General features: G+C 40.0%; 20 protein-coding genes. 14 read left to right on the top strand and 6 right to left on the bottom strand.

Going from position 1 to position 21,455, the window contains the following annotated elements:
- The 13 genes from wbjC (at position 1) to B3J29_RS05435 (ending at position 13,618) form a co-directional block, all read left to right on the top strand.
- Entirely contained in the window at positions 1-1,113 is a 1,113-nt protein-coding gene (gene wbjC / locus B3J29_RS05495; RefSeq protein ID WP_286964573.1) for a UDP-2-acetamido-2,6-beta-L-arabino-hexul-4-ose reductase, read from the top strand.
- Between the two features lie 12 nt (positions 1,114-1,125).
- Positions 1,126-2,256, top strand: a complete 1,131-nt coding sequence (gene wecB, locus B3J29_RS05490; protein WP_286964572.1) for a non-hydrolyzing UDP-N-acetylglucosamine 2-epimerase — start codon at positions 1,126-1,128, stop codon at positions 2,254-2,256.
- 9 nt (positions 2,257-2,265) lie between these two features.
- The gene (locus B3J29_RS05485) at positions 2,266-3,465 is read left to right on the top strand and encodes a glycosyltransferase family 4 protein (protein ID WP_286964571.1); all 1,200 of its coding nucleotides are present in this window, start codon (positions 2,266-2,268) and stop codon (positions 3,463-3,465) included.
- Entirely contained in the window at positions 3,465-4,406 is a 942-nt protein-coding gene (locus B3J29_RS05480; protein WP_286964570.1) for an NAD-dependent epimerase/dehydratase family protein, read from the top strand. Before B3J29_RS05485 ends, B3J29_RS05480 begins: the two co-directional genes overlap by 1 nt.
- 14 nt (positions 4,407-4,420) lie before the next feature.
- Positions 4,421-5,431, top strand: coding sequence for an MraY family glycosyltransferase (locus tag B3J29_RS05475; protein ID WP_286964569.1), 1,011 nt, complete (start codon positions 4,421-4,423; stop codon positions 5,429-5,431).
- On the top strand, positions 5,424-5,954 hold the full coding sequence (locus tag B3J29_RS05470; RefSeq protein ID WP_286964568.1) for an acetyltransferase: 531 nt from the start codon (positions 5,424-5,426) through the stop codon (positions 5,952-5,954). The genes B3J29_RS05475 and B3J29_RS05470 overlap by 8 nt, the downstream gene beginning before the upstream one ends.
- Positions 5,955-5,996: 42 nt before the next feature.
- Entirely contained in the window at positions 5,997-7,871 is a 1,875-nt protein-coding gene (locus B3J29_RS05465; protein WP_286964566.1) for a polysaccharide biosynthesis protein, read from the top strand.
- Positions 7,872-7,883: 12 nt separating this feature from the next.
- Complete coding sequence (galU, locus tag B3J29_RS05460) at positions 7,884-8,759, top strand: UTP--glucose-1-phosphate uridylyltransferase GalU (protein WP_286964564.1); 876 nt, start codon at positions 7,884-7,886, stop codon at positions 8,757-8,759.
- Between the two features lie 15 nt (positions 8,760-8,774).
- Positions 8,775-10,031, top strand: a complete 1,257-nt coding sequence (locus B3J29_RS05455) for a nucleotide sugar dehydrogenase (protein WP_286964563.1) — start codon at positions 8,775-8,777, stop codon at positions 10,029-10,031.
- A complete protein-coding gene (gene pgi / locus B3J29_RS05450; protein WP_286964562.1) occupies positions 10,031-11,686 on the top strand; it encodes a glucose-6-phosphate isomerase in 1,656 nt (551 codons plus the stop codon). The genes B3J29_RS05455 and pgi overlap by 1 nt, the downstream gene beginning before the upstream one ends.
- Before the next feature lie 22 nt (positions 11,687-11,708).
- The gene (galE, locus tag B3J29_RS05445) at positions 11,709-12,725 is read left to right on the top strand and encodes a UDP-glucose 4-epimerase GalE (RefSeq protein WP_286964561.1); all 1,017 of its coding nucleotides are present in this window, start codon (positions 11,709-11,711) and stop codon (positions 12,723-12,725) included.
- 186 nt (positions 12,726-12,911) lie between these two features.
- Positions 12,912-13,286 (top strand): beta-1,6-N-acetylglucosaminyltransferase, encoded by a 375-nt coding sequence (locus tag B3J29_RS05440; protein WP_286964559.1) that lies wholly within the window; start codon positions 12,912-12,914, stop codon positions 13,284-13,286.
- A complete protein-coding gene (locus tag B3J29_RS05435) occupies positions 13,280-13,618 on the top strand; it encodes a hypothetical protein (RefSeq protein WP_334103516.1) in 339 nt (112 codons plus the stop codon). Before B3J29_RS05440 ends, B3J29_RS05435 begins: the two co-directional genes overlap by 7 nt.
- A gap of 79 nt (positions 13,619-13,697) precedes the next feature.
- Here the strand turns inward: B3J29_RS05435 and B3J29_RS05430 are convergent, their stop codons facing one another.
- The gene (locus B3J29_RS05430) at positions 13,698-15,068 is read right to left on the bottom strand and encodes a phosphomannomutase CpsG (protein WP_286964557.1); all 1,371 of its coding nucleotides are present in this window, start codon (positions 15,066-15,068) and stop codon (positions 13,698-13,700) included.
- Positions 15,069-15,354: 286 nt separating this feature from the next.
- Here B3J29_RS05430 and B3J29_RS05425 point away from each other — a divergent pair, with 286 nt between their 5' ends.
- Positions 15,355-16,014 carry an acyltransferase family protein gene (locus tag B3J29_RS05425; RefSeq protein ID WP_334103515.1) on the top strand — a complete coding sequence of 220 codons (660 nt, stop codon included), beginning with the start codon at positions 15,355-15,357 and terminating at the stop codon, positions 16,012-16,014.
- Positions 16,015-16,332: 318 nt separating this feature from the next.
- Here the strand turns inward: B3J29_RS05425 and glmS are convergent, their stop codons facing one another.
- The 5 genes from glmS to nusB are packed head-to-tail and all read right to left on the bottom strand — an operon-like array spanning position 16,333 to position 21,452.
- Positions 16,333-18,171 (bottom strand): glutamine--fructose-6-phosphate transaminase (isomerizing), encoded by a 1,839-nt coding sequence (gene glmS / locus B3J29_RS05420; protein WP_175966416.1) that lies wholly within the window; start codon positions 18,169-18,171, stop codon positions 16,333-16,335.
- A gap of 12 nt (positions 18,172-18,183) precedes the next feature.
- The gene (gene glmU, locus B3J29_RS05415) at positions 18,184-19,548 is read right to left on the bottom strand and encodes a bifunctional UDP-N-acetylglucosamine diphosphorylase/glucosamine-1-phosphate N-acetyltransferase GlmU (protein ID WP_175966414.1); all 1,365 of its coding nucleotides are present in this window, start codon (positions 19,546-19,548) and stop codon (positions 18,184-18,186) included.
- Positions 19,549-19,568: 20 nt separating this feature from the next.
- Positions 19,569-20,045: a phosphatidylglycerophosphatase A family protein gene (locus B3J29_RS05410; RefSeq protein WP_052209084.1), complete on the bottom strand. Its 477-nt coding sequence runs from the start codon at positions 20,043-20,045 to the stop codon at positions 19,569-19,571.
- A gap of 22 nt (positions 20,046-20,067) precedes the next feature.
- Entirely contained in the window at positions 20,068-20,985 is a 918-nt protein-coding gene (gene thiL / locus B3J29_RS05405) for a thiamine-phosphate kinase (RefSeq protein WP_175966413.1), read from the bottom strand.
- 17 nt (positions 20,986-21,002) lie between these two features.
- Positions 21,003-21,452, bottom strand: a complete 450-nt coding sequence (gene nusB / locus B3J29_RS05400) for a transcription antitermination factor NusB (RefSeq protein WP_175966411.1) — start codon at positions 21,450-21,452, stop codon at positions 21,003-21,005.
- Positions 21,453-21,455 lie beyond the last annotated feature (3 nt).

Genomic DNA, 21,455 nt, shown 5'->3' with positions numbered 1-21,455 from the left:
ATGAAAATACTGATCACTGGCTCTAATGGCTTTATCGCGAAAAACCTGATTCAATTTTTATCTGAGAAATCTGATATAGAAATTCTAAAAGTAAACAAGGAAACATCCCAAGAGCTTTTACAACAATCTGTTTTAGATGTGGATTGGATTGTACATTTGGCAGGCGTAAATCGACCTTTAAATGAACAAGAGTTTATTGAGGGTAATGTCACACTCACGCAAAAAATTACAGATATTCTCAAGCAGGCAAACAAGCAAACACCAATAATACTTTCTTCGTCTATTCAGGCAGAACGTGACAATGCCTATGGGCAGAGTAAACTGGGTGGTGAGCAGGTATTATTAGAGCTGAATCAGCAACAGGGAAATGCAGTTTATATTTGCCGTTTAGCCAATGTATTTGGTAAATGGTCACGTCCAAATTATAACTCGGCTGTGGCGACTTTCTGCTACAACACTGCACATGATTTACCTATTCAGATTCATGATGAAAATGCCATGATTCGTCTAGTTTATGTAGATGATGTAGTGGAATTATTTTGGGACATTATTCAAGGTACAGCGCAGGTAGAACAAGTTTTTTCTATCCAGCCTGAATATCAAATTAGTGTAGGTGATTTGGCAAAAACTTTGGCGGGTTTTAAACAATCACGTGAAAGTTTAATTACAGATCGTGTAGGTAAAGGCTTGACTCGTGCGTTATATTCGACTTATTTAAGTTTCTTGAAGCCTGAACAATTTGACTATAGCGTACCTAAATATGGTGATCAGCGTGGTGTATTTGTAGAAATGCTGAAAACACCAGATGCTGGACAATTTTCTTACTTTACTGCACACCCAGGTATTACCCGCGGTGGACATTATCACCACACTAAAACAGAAAAATTTTTGGTCATTAAAGGTAAGGCATTATTTAAGTTTAAGCATGTAGTGACAGGTGAGTTCTATGAGCTTGAAACCTGTGGGGATGAACCACGTATTGTGGAAACGGTACCAGGCTGGACGCATGACATTACCAATATTGGTGAAGATGAAATGGTGGTGATGTTATGGGCAAATGAAATATTTGACCGTGAAAAACCAGATACTTATGCAATGCCATTAACCCATTAAAGAGTAAAAGTTGTGAAAAAATTAAAATTAATGACGGTGGTGGGCACACGCCCTGAAATTATTCGTTTATCGCGCGTGATGGCAGTATGTGATCAATATTTTGATCACATTTTGGTACATACAGGCCAAAATTATGATTATGAACTTAATGAAATTTTCTTTACCGATTTAGGTATCCGTAAACCTGATCATTTTTTAAATGCAGCAGGTGCAACGGGTGCAGCAACCATTGGGAATGTGATCATTGCTGTAGATAAAGTATTAGAGCAAGTTCAGCCAGAAGCATTGTTAGTGTTAGGCGATACCAATAGCTGTATGGCAGTATTACCTGCAAAACGTCGTAAAATTCCAACATTCCATATGGAAGCAGGAAACCGCTGTTTTGATATGCGCGTACCTGAAGAAATTAACCGTCGTATTGTCGATCATACAGCGGATATTAACTTGACCTATAGTACGATTGCACGAGATTACTTGTTGGCAGAAGGTTTGCCAGCCGATCAGGTGATTAAAATAGGTAGCCCAATGTTTGAGGTGCTCCATCATTACAAGGCTAAAATTGAAGCATCGGATGTATTGGCACGTTTAGGGTTAAAAGAGCATCAATATTTTATTGTAAGTGCACACCGTGAAGAAAACATTAACTCAGACCAGAACTTTTTAGATTTGGTTGAGATGTTGAATGCGGTAGCTGAAAAATATCAATATCCAGTCATTGTATCTACCCATCCGCGTACCCGTAAGCGCATTCAAGAACTAAATATTGAGTTTCATCCACTGATTCAATTGTTAAAGCCACTTGGATTTAGTGATTACAATAAGTTGCAGCTTTCTGCTAAAGCAACATTATCTGACAGTGGTACGATTAATGAAGAATCTTCAATTTTGAATTTTCCAGCTTTGAATTTGCGTCAGGCACATGAGCGACCAGAGGGTATGGAAGAGGCTGCTGTGATGATGGTGGGCTTAACCGCAGAGCGTGTTTTGCAAGGCTTGGAAATTTTAGATCATCAACCGCGTGGTGAGGAGAGATTATTACGTTTAGTTGCAGATTATAGTATGCCAAATGTAGGTGAAAAGGTAGCGCGTATTATTTTAAGCTATACCGATTATGTGAACCGTGTGGTGTGGAAGAAGTACTAAGGTTTCAAAATGAAAAACAAGATTTATTTAATTACTGAGTATTATCATGAAAATCAAAATACCACAGGTTATTTATTAGGAAAGCTATATAATTTTTTGAATAAGCAAAGTGATATAGATCTTGTTTTGATTGCAAAAAAAGATGAGCATTGTCCCCAGTATGAGAATGCTCATTTTATTACTTCACCAAAGTTAAATAAAAGGAGTTTGTTTAAAAGATTTTTATATGAAGTTGTTATTTCATTTAAATTTTTTTTTGAAATTTTAAAAAATGTTAGAAAAGGTAGTACTGTTTTTACAGGAACAACCCCTATTTTTTTATTAATGATTATTTTTTTTACAAAAAAAATAAAGGGTTTTAAGTGGATACTGTTGGTGCATGATGTTTTTCCAGAAAATCTTATTGCAGCAAATGTTCTGAGAAATAAAAGCTATTTTTATAAGTTTCTAAAATATTTTTTTGACAAAATATATGCAAGTGCTGATCAAGTAATTGTGATTGGACATGATATGAAAGAGTTGGTACATAGTAAAACTCAATTAAATAATATTCATGTGGTACAAAACTGGATTGATTATGAAGATATTGATGTACAGGAAAAATATGAAAATAAAATATTAAAAGAACTTAATTGGCATAATACAGATGTAGTGGTATTTCAGTTTTTTGGAAATATTGGTCGCGTACAAGGGGTAGTTGTAATTTGTAAAGCAATTCAAAAAATGCAATATCCACATTTAGCTAAATTTATTTTTATAGGAGATGGGGCATATGCATTTGCTCTAGAGGAACAAATTAATCAGCTAAAACTAGATAATGTTTGCTATTGGGGGGCATTAGATCAGAAAGAGAAATCTGTTGGTCTAAATGCATGTGATGTTGCTTTAGTAACATTAACTGAGGGGATGTTGGGGCTAGGTGTACCTAGCAAGTCGTATTTCACTATGGCTGCAGATAAGCCCATTCTTGCTATCATGGAGGAGCAGGCTGAAGTTTCAACAATGGTAAAACAACATAATATTGGATGGACAATACCGCCAGAAGATGTGGAAGCTCTTGCAAAGAAGTTAGATGATATAGCGCTGAACTTTAATCAATATAAACTTAACTCACCGCGCAGTGTTTTGATTGAAAATTATGCTGAATCCATTGCTATGCAAAAGATTTTAAAAATTATCAATGAATTATATCTGGTGGAAAATAAATAATGAATATTTTACTCACAGGCAGTAATGGTTTCTTAGGTCAATATTTATCGCAGTTTTTGGCTGAAAAAGACTATTCAGTTTTAGCGCATACACGTAATGCCCAAACATTTGATCATCCAAATATTAGTAATATCAATTTTGACCTAAATGATAATTTAGACAATATTGATTTGAGCAAGGTTGAGGTTATTATTCACTGTGCAGGTCGTGCACATGTCATGAATGAAACTGCTGCATCGCCACTTGAAGCATACCGCCAAACCAATGTGCAAGGCACTTTAAACCTTGCACAAAAAGCGGTAAAAAGTGGCATCAAACGCTTTATTTACTTAAGCAGTATTAAAGTGAATGGTGAACAAACCACTACGCAAGCTTTTCACCCCAATGATGATGTGCATACAGATGACCCGTATGGTTTATCAAAATATGAAGCAGAACAAGCCTTACTTGAGCTATCTCAACGTACAGGTTTAGAAGTTGTCATGATTCGTCCAGTCCTTATTTATGGCCCTAATGTAAAAGCTAACTTTAAAAGTATGGTGAACTTGGCAAGTAAAAAAATCCCTTTACCTATTGGTTGTTTAGACAATAAACGCAGTATGGTGAGCGTCTATAACTTAGCCGACCTGATTCATACTTGTATGACTCATCCTAATGCCAACCGTGAAGTATTTTTAGCCAGTGATCAGGATGACATTTCAGTCAAACAACTATTTGAAAAATTAGCAAAATACCAAAATAACCAATTGCTGATGCTACCTGTACCGAAAAGCTTGATCAGTTTTCTTGCAAGTTTGGTTGGGAAAAAAGCGGTTGCCTCACGTCTATGTTCAGAACTGGTGGTAGATACCACTAAAAATACTCAACTTTTAGGTTGGACAGCACCGTATAATGTTGATACAAGCCTAGAAAAAATGTTTAACACACCGCATAGAAACTGAGCCTAGTCATAAATATGTCCATGCTATCCCTTTTTATTTTCTTTTTACTTGCGTTTGCAATGACCTATTTCATGCGAGCTTACGCCCTCAAGAAAAATATAATAGATAACCCCAATGAACGTAGTTCCCACAGTGTACCAACGCCACGCGGTGGTGGTGTTGCGGTTGTGTGTAGCTACTTGTTGGCGTTGGCGGTATTAATCTATAGCCAACAATTGACGCTACATATTGGCTTAACTCTTATGGCAGCGGGTTTTGTCATCGCTTTACTTGGTTTTTTAGATGACCATGGGCATATTAACTCCATGTTACGTTTAGCCGTACATTTTTTTGTGGCAATTGGTGTGGTCATCAGCTTGGGAGGCTTTAACGAAGTTACGGCTTTTAATGGTCTGCAACTCGGCTTTATAGCCAATATCATTGCGGTATTATTTTTGGTGTGGTTGTTGAATCTATACAATTTTATGGATGGAATTAATGGCATTGCCAGTGTCGAAGCAATCACCACTGTAGTCAGTATGGCAATTTTGTATTATGTGCTAAATACCGCATTAAATTCAGACATATTGTGGTTATTGGCGGCCTGTGTATTTGGGTTTTTACTGTGGAACTTTCCCAAGGCTAAAATTTTTATGGGCGATGCCTGTAGCGGATTTCTCGGCCTCACTTTAGGTATTTTGGCGCTCATTGCCCTAAAAGAAAACTTGGCACTATTTTGTGCATGGATCATTTGCTTAGGCGTGTTTGTGGTCGATGCAACATATACCCTTATTAAACGCATGTTGAGTGGCTATAAAATGTATGATGCGCATCGAAGCCATAGCTATCAAATTTTATCGCGTAAATGGGGGAGTCATACCCCCGTGACGTTGACTGTTGCAGCCATTAACTTAGTGTGGTTATTGCCACTCGCTTATTATACTGTTACCCAGCCATTGGCTTATCCGGAGTTCATGGTATTGGTGGCCTATTTACCACTGATTCTGATTGCAATGAAATTAAAAGCAGGACATCCAGATGCCTAAAAAGAGTTTGCTGATTCTGGGGGCAGGTGGTTTTGGTCAATCTATTGCTGAAGTAGCAGTGTTATCTGCCCAATGGCAGCAGATTTACTTTGTGGATGATCGCTGGCCTGAGCAAAAACAGGTGGGCCAATATTCAATCATCTCGAATATTCAAAACTTGTCTCAGCTTCAGCAACAGAATATAGAGGCGATTGTTGCTGTCAGAAATAACCAAATACGACAAAAATGGCAACAATTACTGCTTGATTTATCAATACCACTCGCCACTATCATACATCCACAGGCTGTAATTTCACCTTCTGCTCAAATTGGTCAGGGGGTAAGTATTATGGCAGGGTGTATAATTGGCACGAATACGATTATTCAAGATGGCGTGCTTCTGAATATTGGGACCTTATTAGACCATGATGTGGTGATCGAACACTTTAGTCATTTAAGTGTTGGTGTCAACATCGCAGGCGGACAGAGAATTCCGTCTGGCTCTTTTTTAGAGGTGGGGACCCGTATTGGACATAAATCTTAATAACAAATTCTTTAAATTAAGATATGACTTATTGAAAACTATATGAAATCCATCGTTATCCCACTTGTTGAATCCCCCCGTACTGCCAAACTGGCTTTCTTGGTCATTTTAGACTTTTGTATTTTCCCTGTTCTGATCTGGTTGTGTTATGCCATCCGCCAGTTTGATCTTGGTGCAGAGGTTGTGCCGAACATTCCTTTTGGCTCGGTTTGGGTGAGTGCAATAGCAGTCTTTATGCTGTTTATTTGTGGTGTTTACCGTTTTATTGTGCGAACTTTTAATGAATTTTTCATGGTGAAATTAGGTCTGGCAACCATATTAAGCGTGATGGGTTTGTACTTGTTGGCTTATAGTACACATGCGTTTGTTCCGACCTCAATTCCATTAATGTTTGGCTTTATGATGTTTGCCTGGGTTTGGTTCAGTCGTGGCGTGATTCGTTTTGTGGTGAGATCCTACTTACAGGCTAATGTGCCTAAAAAACGGATTGCTATTTATGGAGCTGGTTATGCAGGCCAACAGGTTGCAGCGACTTTAAATCGCTCCCATGAGCATTTGCCGATTATATTTATTGATGATAACCCGTCTTTAAGAGGCCAGAATATTGGGGGGGTTCAGGTATATTCACCACATAGAGCTTTAAAGTGTTTGGTTAAATTACGTATTGATGAAATCTTAATTGCATTACCGTCAGTGGGAAGAATCCGTAAAAGTGAGATTGTTAAGTTTTTAGAACCAGCCCACCTTAAAATTACCGAAATTCCAGGTTTAACTAAACTGGTCAATGGTGAAATTCGAATTTCTGATATTCAGGAAGTGGATATTATTGATTTATTAGGCCGAGATCCTGTTCCGCCCGTTCCAGCGCTTTTGGCTAAAAATATTCAGAATAAAGTGGTTATGGTAACAGGTGCGGGTGGTTCAATTGGTTCAGAACTATGTCGCCAAATTATTAAAAATCAGCCTGTCAAAATTATCATTTATGAACTGACAGAATTTGCTTTATATCGTATTGATAAAGAATTACGTCTTACGGCAAGCTGTGAAATTATTCCAATTTTAGGCTCAGTTCTCGACGAACGTAAGTTGGAACGGGTGATTGAACAATATGGCGTACAAACCGTTTATCACGCTGCTGCTTATAAGCATGTGCCGCTGGTGGAGTGTAATCCGCTGGCAGGTTTGAAAAACAATGCCGTTGGAACCGCCTTTAGTGTGAATGCGGCGGTAAAAAAAGGTGTAGAAACCTTTGTGTTGATTTCAACTGATAAAGCGGTACGTCCGACGAATGTCATGGGGGCGACCAAACGTATGGCAGAGCTGTACTGTCAGGCTATGGCAGAGACCCAGAACCAGACTCAGATCAGTATTGTACGTTTTGGTAATGTCCTCGGTTCTTCAGGCTCGGTCGTGCCGCTGTTTAAACAGCAAATTGCCAAAGGCGGTCCGATTACCGTGACTGATCCAGAAGTAACCCGTTTCTTTATGACCATTCCGGAGGCCTCGCAACTGGTAATTCAGGCGGGTGCTTTGGGTACAGGGGGTGACGTGTTTCTGCTGGATATGGGTGAGCCGGTACGGATTCAGGATCTGGCTCGTCAAATGATTTCTCTCAGCGGACTCAAAGTCAGAGATGATAAAAACCCGAATGGCGATATTGAAATTCAATATACTGGGCTGCGTCCAGGCGAAAAACTCTATGAAGAATTGCTGATTGACGAAGAAAATACAGAAATTACTGCACATACGCGTATTCTGCGATCTGTCGAAAAACATTATCCATTAGCAGAAATTCTGGCAGTATTTAACCGCATACATGAACTTACCGCGACTCAGACCGATATTGAATGGGCACTGGTACAACTAGAACATTATGTGGATGGTTATGTACGCGGTAACGAAATTAAAGTGAACTAGGTTTTTATAGATATGATCAAAAAAGCAATTCTCCCTGTAGCTGGTCTCGGCACCCGTTTTTTACCTGCCAGTAAATCCATTCCAAAAGAGATGGTGACAGTCGTGGATCGCCCTGCGATTGAATATGTGGTTCGTGAAGCAGTCGCTGCCGGGATTGAACAGATTATTCTGGTGACCCATTCTTCCAAGGCCTCGATTGAAAATTATTTTGATCGTAACTTTGAGCTTGAAACCACGCTTGAGCAAAAAAACAAAACCGACCTGCTTAAAGAAGTTACTGAAATTTTACCCCCTCATGTTAGTGTGATTAGCGTACGTCAGCCACAGCCTTTAGGCCTTGGTCATGCCGTGCTTTGTGCTAAAGCTGTGATTGGTGATGATGACTTTGCTGTCCTGTTACCGGATGTTCTGGTTAAAGAGCAAGATACACAAAATGACCTGTCTCGTATGATTCAACGTTATGAACAGTCTCGTGCATCACAAATCATGGTTGAAGCAGTTCCTGATCATCTGGTTGATCAATATGGGATTGTGGATGTTTCTGCTTCGCCTGCGGAAGGTGAAAGTACAGTGATGCAAGGTATTGTGGAAAAGCCGGCGATTGGTACTGCACCGTCGAATCTATCTGTTGTAGGTCGTTATATCCTTCCGGCAAAGATTATGCAATTACTGGAGCAGACACCAAAAGGGGCAGGCAATGAAATCCAGCTAACCGATGCTATCGCACTATTGCAGCAAACAGAGGTTGTCGAAGCTTATCGGATGAAGGGTCAGACCTTTGATTGTGGTAGTAAGCTCGGCTATCTTAAGGCTGTATTGCATTATGGCGTAGATCATCCCAAACTCGGTGCTGAGTTTAAAGCATTGATTCAGGAACTCGCTTTATAATAAAAAAGGGATATTATGAAAGTCGCAGTATTAGGAAAAACCTTATTTTCAGGGGTTATTTCAGCTCTATTGGCTGAATGTGGCCATCAGGTCGTATGGTGTAATAGTTTTAATACTGATGAGCCTGTTCGGACTTATTTTCAAGATGAATCCCTACAATTATTGCTACAAAAACAGCAGGAGTTGGGGTTCTTAAACTGTTGTGATTTTCAGCATCTGACCTTTAATCAGGATGTCTTTTTTTTCAGTTTTAATGCAACTGAAGAGCAGCTGGCATTTCAGATGTTAAATACCATTCATCATGCCTGCTTTGCCCATCCTAAATTGATGATTAATGCATCTACCTTTGGTTTGCATGGTACAGCGCGATTCCAGCAACTTTTGCCGAATGATGACTGGGTCTATCTTCCAGATATTATTCAGGAAGGAAATGCTATTCGCAGTTTCGTTCAAGCGACTCAACTGATTGTGGGTTGTGATCAGTCAGATGTACAGCTCAAAGTTAGAGAGCTATTACGTCCCTTATTTCCTCGTGCCCAGCAATACCTGTTTATGCCTATTCTGGATGCGGAATTTACCAAACTGAGTATTTCCGGCATGCTGGCTACCCGGATCAGTTATATGAACGATCTGGCAAGCGTAGCTGAAAAACTGGGGATTGATATTGAACAAGTCCGTCAGGGTATGGCAGCTGACAATCGTATTGGTTCCGCTTATCTATTTCCTGGCGTAGGCTTTGGTGGAGAAAACTTTTCTCATGATATCCGGACATTGACCCATGCTGTGGCGGATTCAGGGGTGAAAAACCAGTTACTGGAACAGGTTTGGGATATTAACGAGCAACAGAAAGAACTGTTATTCCGGAAGTTGTGGAATTATTTCCGTGGAGACCTACAAGGGAAAACAGTCGCCATCTGGGGAGCTGCATTTAAAGAAAATACGCCAAGTATCCAGCAATCTCCAGTACATGCTATGTTGGCAGCATTGTGGGCACAAGGTGCGACAGTGAAATTGCATGATCCGCAGGCTTTGACCAATATTGAACAGATTTATGGTCAACGTACCGATTTAATTTTATGTGAAGACCAGTATCAGGCTGTAGAAGATGCAGATGCATTGTGTTTAATCACTGCTTGGAAACAGTATGGTAGCCCGGATTATGCTTATCTCAGCAAGTTGATGCAGCATCCTTTGATTCTGGATGGACGTAATCTCTATGACCCTGCTTATATCAAGTCACGTGGTTTTAACTATATTGGGGTGGGACGTTGATGTTAGACCAGCTTAAATTAGACCAGAATACCAATAATGCTTATAAAAAGCTGAATTCTGTAAAAGAACAATTGAAATCGATCCATTTACGCCAACTCTTTGCAGTAGATCCTGAACGGTTTAACCAATACTCGGTGCAATTTGAGGAGGTAGTTTTTGACTATAGCAAACATAGAGTCAATCATGATGCCATGCAGCATCTGATTGAATGGGCAGAGACACAAAATCTAAGATCCTGGATCGGGTCTTTATTTTCTACTCAGACGATTAACTATACTGAGCAACGTGCAGCCATGCACTGGGCCTTACGTTTGCCGAAAGAGGACCAGCAGCATGAAGATCTGGCAGCTGAAGTTCATGCTCAGCTAGACCGTATGTATGCTTTGGTCGAGCAGATTCATGTCGGACAACGCCGTGGAGCTACCGGTGAAGTTATTCAGGATGTAGTGAATATTGGGGTAGGGGGATCTGACTTAGGACCGCTAATGGTTAGTCATGCGCTCTCGGATTTCAAATATCAATCTGCCAAACCCTTGAATGTGCATTTTGTTTCGACGATGGATGGTAGTCAGCTATCAGAATTGCTGCATCAGTTACGTCCAGAAACCACGCTTTTTATTATTTCTTCCAAGTCATTTGGAACGATTGATACCTTATCTAATGCTCAAACAGTGCGTTTATGGCTGGAAAAATCTTTAGGCCAGCATCCTTCTATCGTGAAGCATCATTTTATTGGGGTATCCACTAAACCTGAAAAAATGACAGCTTGGGGAATTGCACCCGAAAATCAGCTGTTGTTATGGGATTGGGTCGGTGGGCGTTATTCTCTCTGGTCGTGTATTGGTTTGCCGATTGCACTCAGTGTTGGAGTGGACGGTTTTAAACAACTGCTTGCCGGTGCTTATGCTGTAGATCAGCATTTCCAGTACAAGCCTCTGGAACAGAATATCCCAGTATTAATGGGCTTACTGGGTGCCTGGAATACGAATTTTCTGGATATTCAGACCCATGCTATCCTGCCTTATGATGGACGTCTGAAATATTTCGCGTCTTATTTGCAGCAACTGGAAATGGAATCCAATGGTAAATCCATCCAGCGCAACGATGAAAAAGTACAGCTCGACACTTGTCCGATTATTTGGGGAGAAGTTGGACCAAATGCTCAACATGCCTTTTACCAGCTGTTACACCAAGGCACCCAAGCGGTCAGCTGTGATTTTATTGCTCCTGTTAAACGTTATAACAGTCAGCAATATACCTATGTCGATAATGCTGATGCTTTGATTGAACAGCATCATCTGGCTTTATCTAACTGTTTGGCTCAATCACGTTTACTGGCATTTGGTAATGATGCTCTGAATCAGACTGATTTAGAAGGCTTACCTGCCTATAAACAGTATGAGGGTAACCAGCCAAGCAGCACTATTTTATTACAGGAATTAAATCCTTATAGTCTGGGGATGCTGATTGCCTTATATGAACATAAAGTTTTTGTGCAGTCGGTGCTTTGGAATATTAATCCCTTTGACCAATGGGGCGTAGAAAAAGGCAAGGAAATTGCCAATCAGTTATTGCCTATACTGAATGGTGAGCAAACTGATATTAGCGGCTTAGATGGTTCAACCCAGGGTTTGATTAAAATCCTGACAGCTTGATTAAAATTATAATAGGAAAGACATGGCTAAAATTTTAGTGACGGGTGGAGCAGGGTATATTGGTTCACATACCTGCTTGGAACTATTAAATACGGGGCATGACGTCATAGTATTGGATAATTTATCCAATAGCTCAGTTGAGTCTTTAAATCGTGTCCAACAGTTGGCTCAAAAAAGCCTGAAATTTGTAGAAGGTGATATACGGAATAGTCAGATCCTAGACCAAATATTCCAGGACAATACCATTGATGCGGTGATTCATTTTGCTGGCTTAAAAGCAGTGGGTGAGAGCCAGCAAATCCCCCTTAAATATTTTGAAAATAATATTTCTGGTTCAATTAGTCTGGTACAGGCCATGGAGCGTGCTGGAGTCTTCTGTCTGGTCTTCAGTTCTTCAGCCACAGTCTATGGGGAGTTTAACCCTTCACCTTATCAGGAAGATATGCCTCTAGGCATGCCCACCAATAACTATGGCTATACCAAAATGGTGGTTGAACAGTTATTGGAGAAGACCGCTCAAGCCAATCCACAGTGGTCGATTGCCTTGCTGCGCTATTTTAATCCGGTAGGTGCACATAAAAGTGGCCAGATCGGAGAAGATCCACAAGGTATTCCGAATAACCTGATGCCATTTGTTACACAGGTGGCGGTAGGACGACGTGAAAATTTGTCGATCTTTGGTCATGATTATCCGACTGAAGATGGGACATGTGAGCGGGATTTCATTCATGTCGTTGATCTGGCCAAAGCACATGTTTTGGCAATTCAAAACCGTTTGCAACAAACGGGTTGTCGTGCCTGGAATATCGGTACAGGAAAACCTATTTCAGTACTGGCAATCAAGAATACCTTTGAGCAAGTAAATGGAATAAATATTGCATTTGAATATGCACCAAGGCGAGCTGGTGATCTGGCCAGCTTCTATGCAGATAGCCGCCGTGCGACAGAGGAACTCGGATGGACGGCTGTTTATACTCTCGAGGATATGCTAGCTGATAGCTGGAACTGGCAAAAGCAGAATCCCCATGGATATGGATAATAAAATATGAATTTTATTTATGGGATTATGTGTCATCAATTAACTACTCCACTTGTTTATCTTGTAAATGAGCTGATTAAAAGTCCTAATAGTAAAATTTTAATTCATGTAGATAAAAAAATCAGGTCTTGATCATATAAAAAATCGTTACCAAGCAGCTCACAAATAGAATTTTTGACAGAAAGAGTGGATGTACATTGGGGTGGTTATACTCAAATTGAGGCCACTCTAAAACTTTTAAATTATGCCAGTCAATTTGAATATCAGTATTTTTCTTTATTGTCTGATGATGATATTCCTTTAATGCCTATTGAAAGTATAGAAAAATATCTTTTAAACAGTGATCAGGAATATATCGGTTACGAACTTCAAGCAGATCCGAGAAGCCGGATTAAATATTTATATCCAGACTTCTTTTTTATTAAAGAAAAATCAATTTCAGAAAAAATCAAATGTAAGCTAATTATTCTCTTACATAGACTTGGTTTCTATACTCAAAATATAAAAGGATTGCCGAAGTTATATAGAAGTTATATAAAGGATCTTTATGGTTTATATTAAGCTATCAGGCGGTTCAATATATTTTAGACTTTATAAAAAATAATAAAGACTATGATTTGGCCTTTAGAAAATCACTATGTGCCGATGAAATTTATTTCCATACCATTATTCAAAATTCATATTTACAAGAACGAATTTACCATCCAGAAGATGAAGAACAAGTATCTGAAGGGGGATTAGGATATATCGATTGGATGTCAGGACCAGATTATCTCAAAATTTTAGATGAGTCTGATTTTGATAAGATGAAGCAATCAGGCATGTTATTTGCCAGAAAAGTGAAGGCAAATATCGATATAGATCTGCTCAAACAATATTTTCAATATTCATAATAAAAAGCCCCCCCTTCAAAATGGACAGTTCGTCTAATTTGAAGGGGGGCTTTTCTAAATTTTTTTCTAATAGATAGAATTATCCCTGAATTAACTGGGTGAGCTCATCTACATAAGACTGCATTGGACGAGGGTGCTGGTCACGGCGGCTTTCAATATTTAAGCGTAACAAAGGTTCAGTATTGGAAGCACGAACGTTAAAGCGCCACGCCCCAAAGTTCAGGCTGACGCCATCTGTCTGATCGATTTCTGGTTGCTGGTCGGCATAATGATCAAAGATTTTTTGGATAGTTGCCTGAGTATCTGCGACTTTAAAGTTGATTTCACCCGAACAAGGAAATTTGGCAATCATCTCTTCAACTAGGGAAGATAGTGATTTTCCAGTTTCAGATAAAACTGCGATGGCAAGCAACCATGGAATCATGCCACTATCACAATAAGCAAAGTCACGGAAATAGTGATGAGCACTCATTTCACCGCCATAGGCTGCGTTATGTTCACGCATGACATCCTTGATAAAAGCATGTCCTGATTTCGATTGAATAGCTGTTCCTTGATATTGTTCGACAACATCAAAAGTATTCCAGACCAGACGTGGATCATGCACAATTTTTTCGCCAGCTTGTTTTAGCAAGAAAGCCTGTGCCAGTAGACCGACAATATAATAGCCTTCAATAAACTGGCCTTTTTCATCAAACAGGAAGCAACGATCAAAGTCCCCATCCCAAGCAACGCCCATGTCAGCTGAATGTTGAATCACAGCATCACGTGTACTGTCACGATTTTCAATCAGAATCGGGTTAGGAATACCATTTGGAAAATTACCATTCGCCTCATGATGAATCTTAATAAATTCGACTGGAATATTGAGTTCTTTAAATTTAATCTCAATTGCATCAATCACATGACCCGCTGCACCATTACCCGCATTCACTACCAGCTTCATTGGTCGGATCTTTGCTGGATCAATATAATTCATCAGGTGATCGACAAATTCAGGCAGGATATTATATTTTTTTGTTGTACCCTTACTTATAACTTCAGTGAATTCATTATTTTCAGTCAGTGTCTGAATGTCTTTAAGGCCGGTATCTGCGCTAATCGGACGGGCATTTTCACGGACCAGTTTCATTCCATTATAATCCATCGGGTTATGACTGGCAGTAATTTCAATGCCGCCCTGAACATCCAGATGAAATGCACCAAAGTAAACTTCTTCAGTGCCGGTCATGCCCAGATCGAGGACGTCGACACCTGCATCATTTAAACCACGAATGGTCGCCTGTTTTAAATCTTCACTAGTCAGGCGTACATCACAGCCAACTACAACGGTCTTTGGTTGATAAATCTGTCCATAGGCACGACCAATGCGGTAGGCGATATCTTCATTTAATTCGGTACCTAACTTGCCGCGAATATCATAAGCTTTGAAACAAGAAAGTTTTTTCATAATTTATTATTTAAGAGTACAATTGAAAAATATATTCTAACCCAAATAAAGATTTTTACCATTCAGCTGGTTACATAATATTAAAATAATGTTTCATTTGAAAAATAAAGTATTGTATTAGAAAAATTATAAGGACGAAAAATATGTCTAATAATAAATTATATTCAATTAATATATTGAGATTTATTGCTGCAAGTTTTGTCTTGCTCAGTCATATAGAAAATAAAGTTCATCAGTATAATATCCTATCTTTAGAATGGTATCGATTTAGAGGGCCAGGTGTGATATTTTCTTCGTAATGTCTGGGTTTATTATCTGTTTAACGACAGCTAAAAAGAATATAACCCCTATAAAATTTTTAAAAGGCCGTATGCAAAGAATATTGCCTCTGTATTGGTTCTTTACCACTGTGGCTCTTTGTATTTTTTTATATAACCCTGAACTCATTAATATGAGTGGTGGATATACCAATATTATAGCTTCTTATTTATTAATTCCAGGGGAGCATAAGTTCCTTGTTCAAAATGGCTGGACCCTAAGTTATGATGTTTATTTCTATATCATTTTTGCTTTATCTCTCTATTTTTTTAGAAATAAGATAAATTATATTGCATTAATAGCAGTATTGACTTTTTTACCTGCTGTAGTAATATTGATATTAAATTTAGATAAAGTATTCTTTTTTAATGTGATTCTTTTAGAGTATGCCTTGGGTATTTGTGCATATCTCATTTATATTGAATACAATTTAAACTTCATACTAAATATTATTCTGATTCTATTGGGAACTGCATTTATTTTCTTTCAGAATATATTTAATGTGTTTGAAACTGGGTTTGGTCGTGCTTTGGACAGAGGAGTGCCAGCCTTTTTATGTGTGGTTGGTGTGATTGGTTTAGAAAGCTTTTTTAAAAACCATTATCATAAATTTGTTAACATTTTATAAAGATTAGGGAATACGTCTTACTCTATTTACCTGAGCCATCCTTTTATCTTAGTCATAGGAACAAAATTATATATAAGCTATTACTTTTTTTCAGAATCTTAATTTTGCTTTATTTTTATATGTGATCTGTATTTTCATTGGATACTATGTAAATAAATTTATTGAAGTACCTTTAAATAGGACAGTTAAGAACTCATTTAACTCAAATTCTATATGGATATTAAAGATTAAAATATTTATTCAGAATTTAAGAAATATATAGTTAACCTGTTATGTGAGAGTAATCAATATCCTCATATAACAGGCTAATTTTATGAGTTATTCTACTGTTACTGATTTTGCCAGATTACGTGGCTGGTCAACATCAGTACCACGCAGGACTGCCACATGGTAAGACAGTAGCTGTACTGGAATACAATAAACAATTGGCGCTAAAACAGCGTTTACTTCAGGAATATGTACGACATGCTGGCGTTCTTTGGCTTTAATACCGCTATTTTCATCGGCAAAAACAAAGAGCTCACCACCACGTGCCTGAACTTCTTCCATATTGGATTTCAGTTTATCAAGCATGTCATCCTGTGGCGCCAGAATCACTACTGGCATATCATTATCCACCAGTGCCAATGGACCGTGCTTCAGCTCACCCGCCGCATAACCTTCCGCATGAATATAAGAAATTTCTTTCAACTTCAGTGCACCTTCCAGTGCAATCGGGAAGTGTGTACCACGACCGAGGAACAGACAGTGCTGTTTCTCTACAAAGAGTTCAGAGAGACGCAGAATTTCATCATCATGACTTAAAGTATCTAGAAGTACCTTAGGCATATGCCATAGTCCAGTGGTGATCTCAGTCATCTGTTCAGCTGAAATGGCATTTTTCACTGTACCAATTTTTAGCACCAGTAGCATTAGTGCAGCCAGCTGAGTGGTAAAAGCTTTGGTTGAAGCCACACCAATTTCAGGACCCGCTAAAGTCAGCAGACTGTAATCTGTTTCACGTACCATTGAAGAAGTTGCAACATTACAAATCGTCATCGTAGTAATGTGTACACCTTTTGACATAGCACGTTTTTGGGTATCACGCAGAGCAGCTAAGGTATCGGCTGTTTCACCTGACTGAGAAATACACACATAGAGTGTGTTATTGACAATCACTGGCGTACGGTAACGGAATTCACTGGCAATCTCGACCTGACAAGGCAGATCAATCAGCTGTTCAAACCAGTATTTAGCAATCATGCCAGCATGGTAACTGGTACCACAGGCAATAATTTGGATTTGCTGGATTGTTGAAAAATCCTGTTCAGCATTCACCAGAAAGTCTTCACGCAGTGTATTGCCATTTAGGGCTTGTGAAATGGTCTGTTTTAGCGCTTCAGGCTGCTCATAGATTTCTTTGAGCATGTAGTGCTTATATTCACCCTTAGAAGCATTGCTCACGGTTGCATCCAGTTCTTTTACTGGGCGATCCACCAGTTGACCATCCACAAATACTTCAATGGTAGTACGGGTCAGACGTGCAATATCACCTTCTTCCAGATAGATGAAGCGGTTGGTAATTGGTAATAAAGCCAACTGGTCAGAACTGATAAAGTTTTCACCAATCCCGACACCAATCACCAATGGTGAACCTTCACGAACAGTAATCAATTCATCTGGATGATCTGTATGTACGATCCCGAGCGCATAAGCACCTTTCAGCTGTGGTACAACCTGACGAACAGCTTCAAGCAGGCTAGGGGCAGATTTCAGTGCATCATTGACCAGATGGGCAACCACTTCGGTATCGGTCTGAGAAGTGAACACATAGCCTAAAGCTTCAAGATCGTCTTTCAGCTCCTGGTAGTTTTCAATGATACCGTTATGAACCACAGCGACATTGCCGGATAAATGGGGGTGGGCATTGTTTTCAGTCGGTTTACCATGAGTTGCCCAGCGTGTATGAGCGATGCCTAATGAACCATTAATCTGTGATTCATTCACAGCTTGTTCAAGGTTCGCGACTTTACCCACACGACGTTCACGGAGCACTTGGCTATTATTGATTAAGGCCAGACCCGCAGAGTCATAACCACGGTATTCAAGACGTTTTAGGCCTTCAATTAAGATATTGCTGATATTACGTTCCGCGATGCCACCGACGATACCACACATACTAACTTCCTCTTATTTCTTGATTTTTTGCGGACGATGATAGTTTTCTTTGGCAAATTGCTTAGAACGTTCTACCGCTAAACTGTTCTCTGCCACATCACGGGTAATCGTTGAACCCGCTCCCACTGTCGCGCCATTACCGATCTGGACCGGTGCAACCAGAGAGCTGTTAGAACCAATAAAAGCATGATCCCCAATGATAGTCTTAAATTTGTTGGCACCGTCATAGTTGCAGGTAATCGTCCCTGCACCAATATTGGAACCGCTACCGACTTCAGCATCACCTAAGTAAGTGAAGTGATTCGCTTTGGAACCTAGACCAATACTAGAATTTTTCACTTCAACAAAGTTGCCAATATGGACTTCAGCTGCCAGTTTTGTCCCTGGACGCAAGCGTGCAAATGGACCAATCTGTGCATCTTCACCGATAACAGCATTATCAAACACGCTATATGGCTGAACTTTAGTACCCGCAGCAATCTTGGTATTTTTAATCACGCAGCCTGCACCGATTTCAACATTATCACCGAGTTCGCAATCACCTTCGATAATGACATTGATATCGATCCGTACATCTTTACCAACAGTGAGTTGACCACGTAAGTCAAAACGGCTTGGGTCAATCAGATGTACACCTTGCTGCATCAACTGTTTAGCTTGATAAGCCTGGAACTGACGCTCCAATGCAGCCAGTTGCACACGGTCATTGACGCCTTCCACCTCGAAAGCCAGCTCAGGTTCTACAGATGCAACACTCATACCATCTGCCAGTGCCATTGCCACGATATCCGTCAGGTAATATTCACCTTGGGCATTGTCATTGCTTAAATGTGGTAGCCATTCATGTAATTTGGCATTGCTGACTGCATAAATACCGGTATTAATTTCTTTAATTTGACGCTGTTCTTCAGAAGCATCTTTATGTTCAACAATGGCTTGAATCTGACCATCTTTACGCACAATACGACCATAACCACTGGCATCTGCAAGCGTTAATGTCACTAGGCCAATACCTTGCTCTTGAGTAGCATCGAGCAGATTCTGAAGCGTCTGCTGGCTAATACAAGGGACATCACCAGACAGGATTAGTGAAATACCATCTTTCGGCAAAACAGGTAGTGTCATTTGTACGGCATGACCGGTACCAAACTGTTCAGCTTGTTCTACCCACTGGATATCTTGGTCTGCAAATGCGGACTGAACCTGCTCACCGCCATGACCATAAATGGTAATAATATTGTCTGCATTGAGTTTTTTTGTTGTGTCGACCACATGGCCGAGTAAAGGTCGTCCTGCAAGCGGTTGTAATACTTTCGGTAAGTTGGAACGCATACGGGTTCCTTTACCTGCAGCAAGAATAATCACAGTCGTAGACATGTTCTAATCCTAGATATGGCTTAAGCCATCGTGAAGTAAAAATAAATCCAAATACAAAGTGCTGCCCAGAGGCCAGCGATAATGTCATCCAGCATGATGCCAAAACCACCCCCAACCTGACGGTCAATGACTCGAATCGGCCAAGGTTTCCAGACATCAAATAATCGGAACAGGGCAAAGCCAATGAGTAGCCATAACCAGTTCATCTGACCTAAATAGATCAGTGGCAAAAAGGTAATGGATTGTCCTGCAAACTCATCCCAAACAATACGTCCATCATCATGTACACCCATGACTTTGGCTGTTTGGCCACAGATATATATGCCAATCAGGGACATGATGACAATGGCAAAAAGACTATTTACAAAACCTAAGTAGAGCCAGATGGGTACAAATAAAAGTGCAAAAGCTGAACCAAAAGTTCCGGGCGCTTTAGGCGCCAGACCAGAACCAAATCCTACCCCACTAAAGACAATGAGCCGGTTGATCCATGACATGCTTTTAAAATTGATCGCAAGTTTATGCAAAATGTTGATATCCGTTAAATTGAAGTGAATGATCTACGCCATCTTTTTCAAAAGTTAAACCGTGTTGCTGCTGAATGGAGCCAATCATACTAATCGAAACATCCAGATGTTTTTGCAATAATTTTTCATAATTTTGCGGGCTTATTGTAAAGCATAACTCGTAGTCATCACCACCCGCGAGTGCGTATTGCCAACGCTGTTCATCATTTAATGCCTGCAGGGCAGGACTGATCGGTAACTTTTCAAGTCCTAAAGTCGCTCCTACCTGAGAAGCTTTGAGAATATGTCCCAGATCCTGTGCGAGGCCATCCGAGACATCAATCATACTGTTGGCTAGGCCTTTTAAGGCAGTACCCAACTGACAGCGTGGGGTTGGATAATCCAAACGTTTCTGTAATGGATGACCAAGATGATTTAAAGCAAAAGCAGCATCACCCACTGTACCGGATACACAAATCAGATCACCAGGCTTAGCACCTGAACGGGGTACAGCTTTACCAATCTCTACCCAGCCCAGGGCAGTCACAGATAAGGTCAAATGAGGACTTTGTGTGGTATCACCACCAATTAAGCTCACACCAAATTGATCGCAACAATCATAGAGACCCTGACTAAAGGCTTTTAACCAGTCATGATCAATTTGGGGTAGGCTCAAGGCGAGTAAAATACTATGCGGGGTAGCGCCCATGGCTGCAATATCAGAAAGATTAACAGCGACAGATTTCCAGCCAATCGCATGAGGATCGGTGTCTAAAGGAAAATGACGTCCAGCAACGAGGGTGTCGGCACAGATGACCAGTTGTTGCTGTAGAGGAGGGGTGAGCAAGGCTGAGTCATCGCCAACGCCTAAATCGACAGAATTTTTATTCTGACGATTAAAATAGGTATCGATAATCGAAAACTCAGCCATACAACAATTCGACTAGATTAGTTGGCTTGCTGTTTTTCTGCTGCACGTAAAGTTGTCGCTAAACGGTCCAATACACCATTGATGTATTTATGGCTGTCTGCACCGCCAAAGTGTTTAGCTAACTCAATTGCTTCATCCAGAACCACGCGGTATGGAATCTCAAAATGTTCTTTGAGTTCATAGGCGCCTAGGCGAAGTGTAGCGAGTTCTACACCATCAAGTGCAGAAAGTTCACGATCCAGCACAGGGATAAGCAAAGCATCCAATGCTTCATGATTGGCAACCACTTGAGTCAACAATTCATGATAATAGCTGAGATCCACTTTGTGCATGGCATTGTCCACACGAGTACGTGCTTCAATCTCATGCACCGGATTGTGGCTCATCTGCCATTCATAAATTCCTTGTACAGCAAAGCGACGTGCTTTACGTTTTGCTGCATAAGTTGCTTGAAGTGTTTGCGACATAGC

It is taken from the genome of Acinetobacter sp. UBA5984 (assembly GCF_002429925.1).
GTDB classification, from domain to species: Bacteria; Pseudomonadota; Gammaproteobacteria; order Pseudomonadales; family Moraxellaceae; genus Acinetobacter; species Acinetobacter variabilis.
The sequence above is the reverse complement of the archived record's forward strand: the minus strand, read 5'-3'. Positions and strand labels throughout refer to the sequence as shown.

Excerpts from the sequence above, each read along its gene's own strand:
- wbjC (WP_286964573.1), top strand. The coding sequence starts at position 1 with ATGAAAATACTGATCACTGGCTCTAATGGCTTTATCGCGAAAAACCTG.
- B3J29_RS05485 (WP_286964571.1), top strand. The coding sequence starts at position 2,266 with ATGAAAAACAAGATTTATTTAATTACTGAGTATTATCATGAAAATCAA.
- B3J29_RS05480 (WP_286964570.1), top strand. The coding sequence starts at position 3,465 with ATGAATATTTTACTCACAGGCAGTAATGGTTTCTTAGGTCAATATTTA.
- B3J29_RS05475 (WP_286964569.1), top strand. The coding sequence starts at position 4,421 with ATGTCCATGCTATCCCTTTTTATTTTCTTTTTACTTGCGTTTGCAATG.
- B3J29_RS05470 (WP_286964568.1), top strand. The coding sequence starts at position 5,424 with ATGCCTAAAAAGAGTTTGCTGATTCTGGGGGCAGGTGGTTTTGGTCAA.
- B3J29_RS05465 (WP_286964566.1), top strand. The coding sequence starts at position 5,997 with ATGAAATCCATCGTTATCCCACTTGTTGAATCCCCCCGTACTGCCAAA.
- galU (WP_286964564.1), top strand. The coding sequence starts at position 7,884 with ATGATCAAAAAAGCAATTCTCCCTGTAGCTGGTCTCGGCACCCGTTTT.
- B3J29_RS05455 (WP_286964563.1), top strand. The coding sequence starts at position 8,775 with ATGAAAGTCGCAGTATTAGGAAAAACCTTATTTTCAGGGGTTATTTCA.
- pgi (WP_286964562.1), top strand. The coding sequence starts at position 10,031 with ATGTTAGACCAGCTTAAATTAGACCAGAATACCAATAATGCTTATAAA.
- galE (WP_286964561.1), top strand. The coding sequence starts at position 11,709 with ATGGCTAAAATTTTAGTGACGGGTGGAGCAGGGTATATTGGTTCACAT.
- B3J29_RS05430 (WP_286964557.1), bottom strand. The coding sequence starts at position 15,068 with ATGAAAAAACTTTCTTGTTTCAAAGCTTATGATATTCGCGGCAAGTTA.
- glmS (WP_175966416.1), bottom strand. The coding sequence starts at position 18,171 with ATGTGTGGTATCGTCGGTGGCATCGCGGAACGTAATATCAGCAATATC.
- glmU (WP_175966414.1), bottom strand. The coding sequence starts at position 19,548 with ATGTCTACGACTGTGATTATTCTTGCTGCAGGTAAAGGAACCCGTATG.
- B3J29_RS05410 (WP_052209084.1), bottom strand. The coding sequence starts at position 20,045 with ATGTCATGGATCAACCGGCTCATTGTCTTTAGTGGGGTAGGATTTGGT.
- thiL (WP_175966413.1), bottom strand. The coding sequence starts at position 20,985 with ATGGCTGAGTTTTCGATTATCGATACCTATTTTAATCGTCAGAATAAA.
- nusB (WP_175966411.1), bottom strand. The coding sequence starts at position 21,452 with ATGTCGCAAACACTTCAAGCAACTTATGCAGCAAAACGTAAAGCACGT.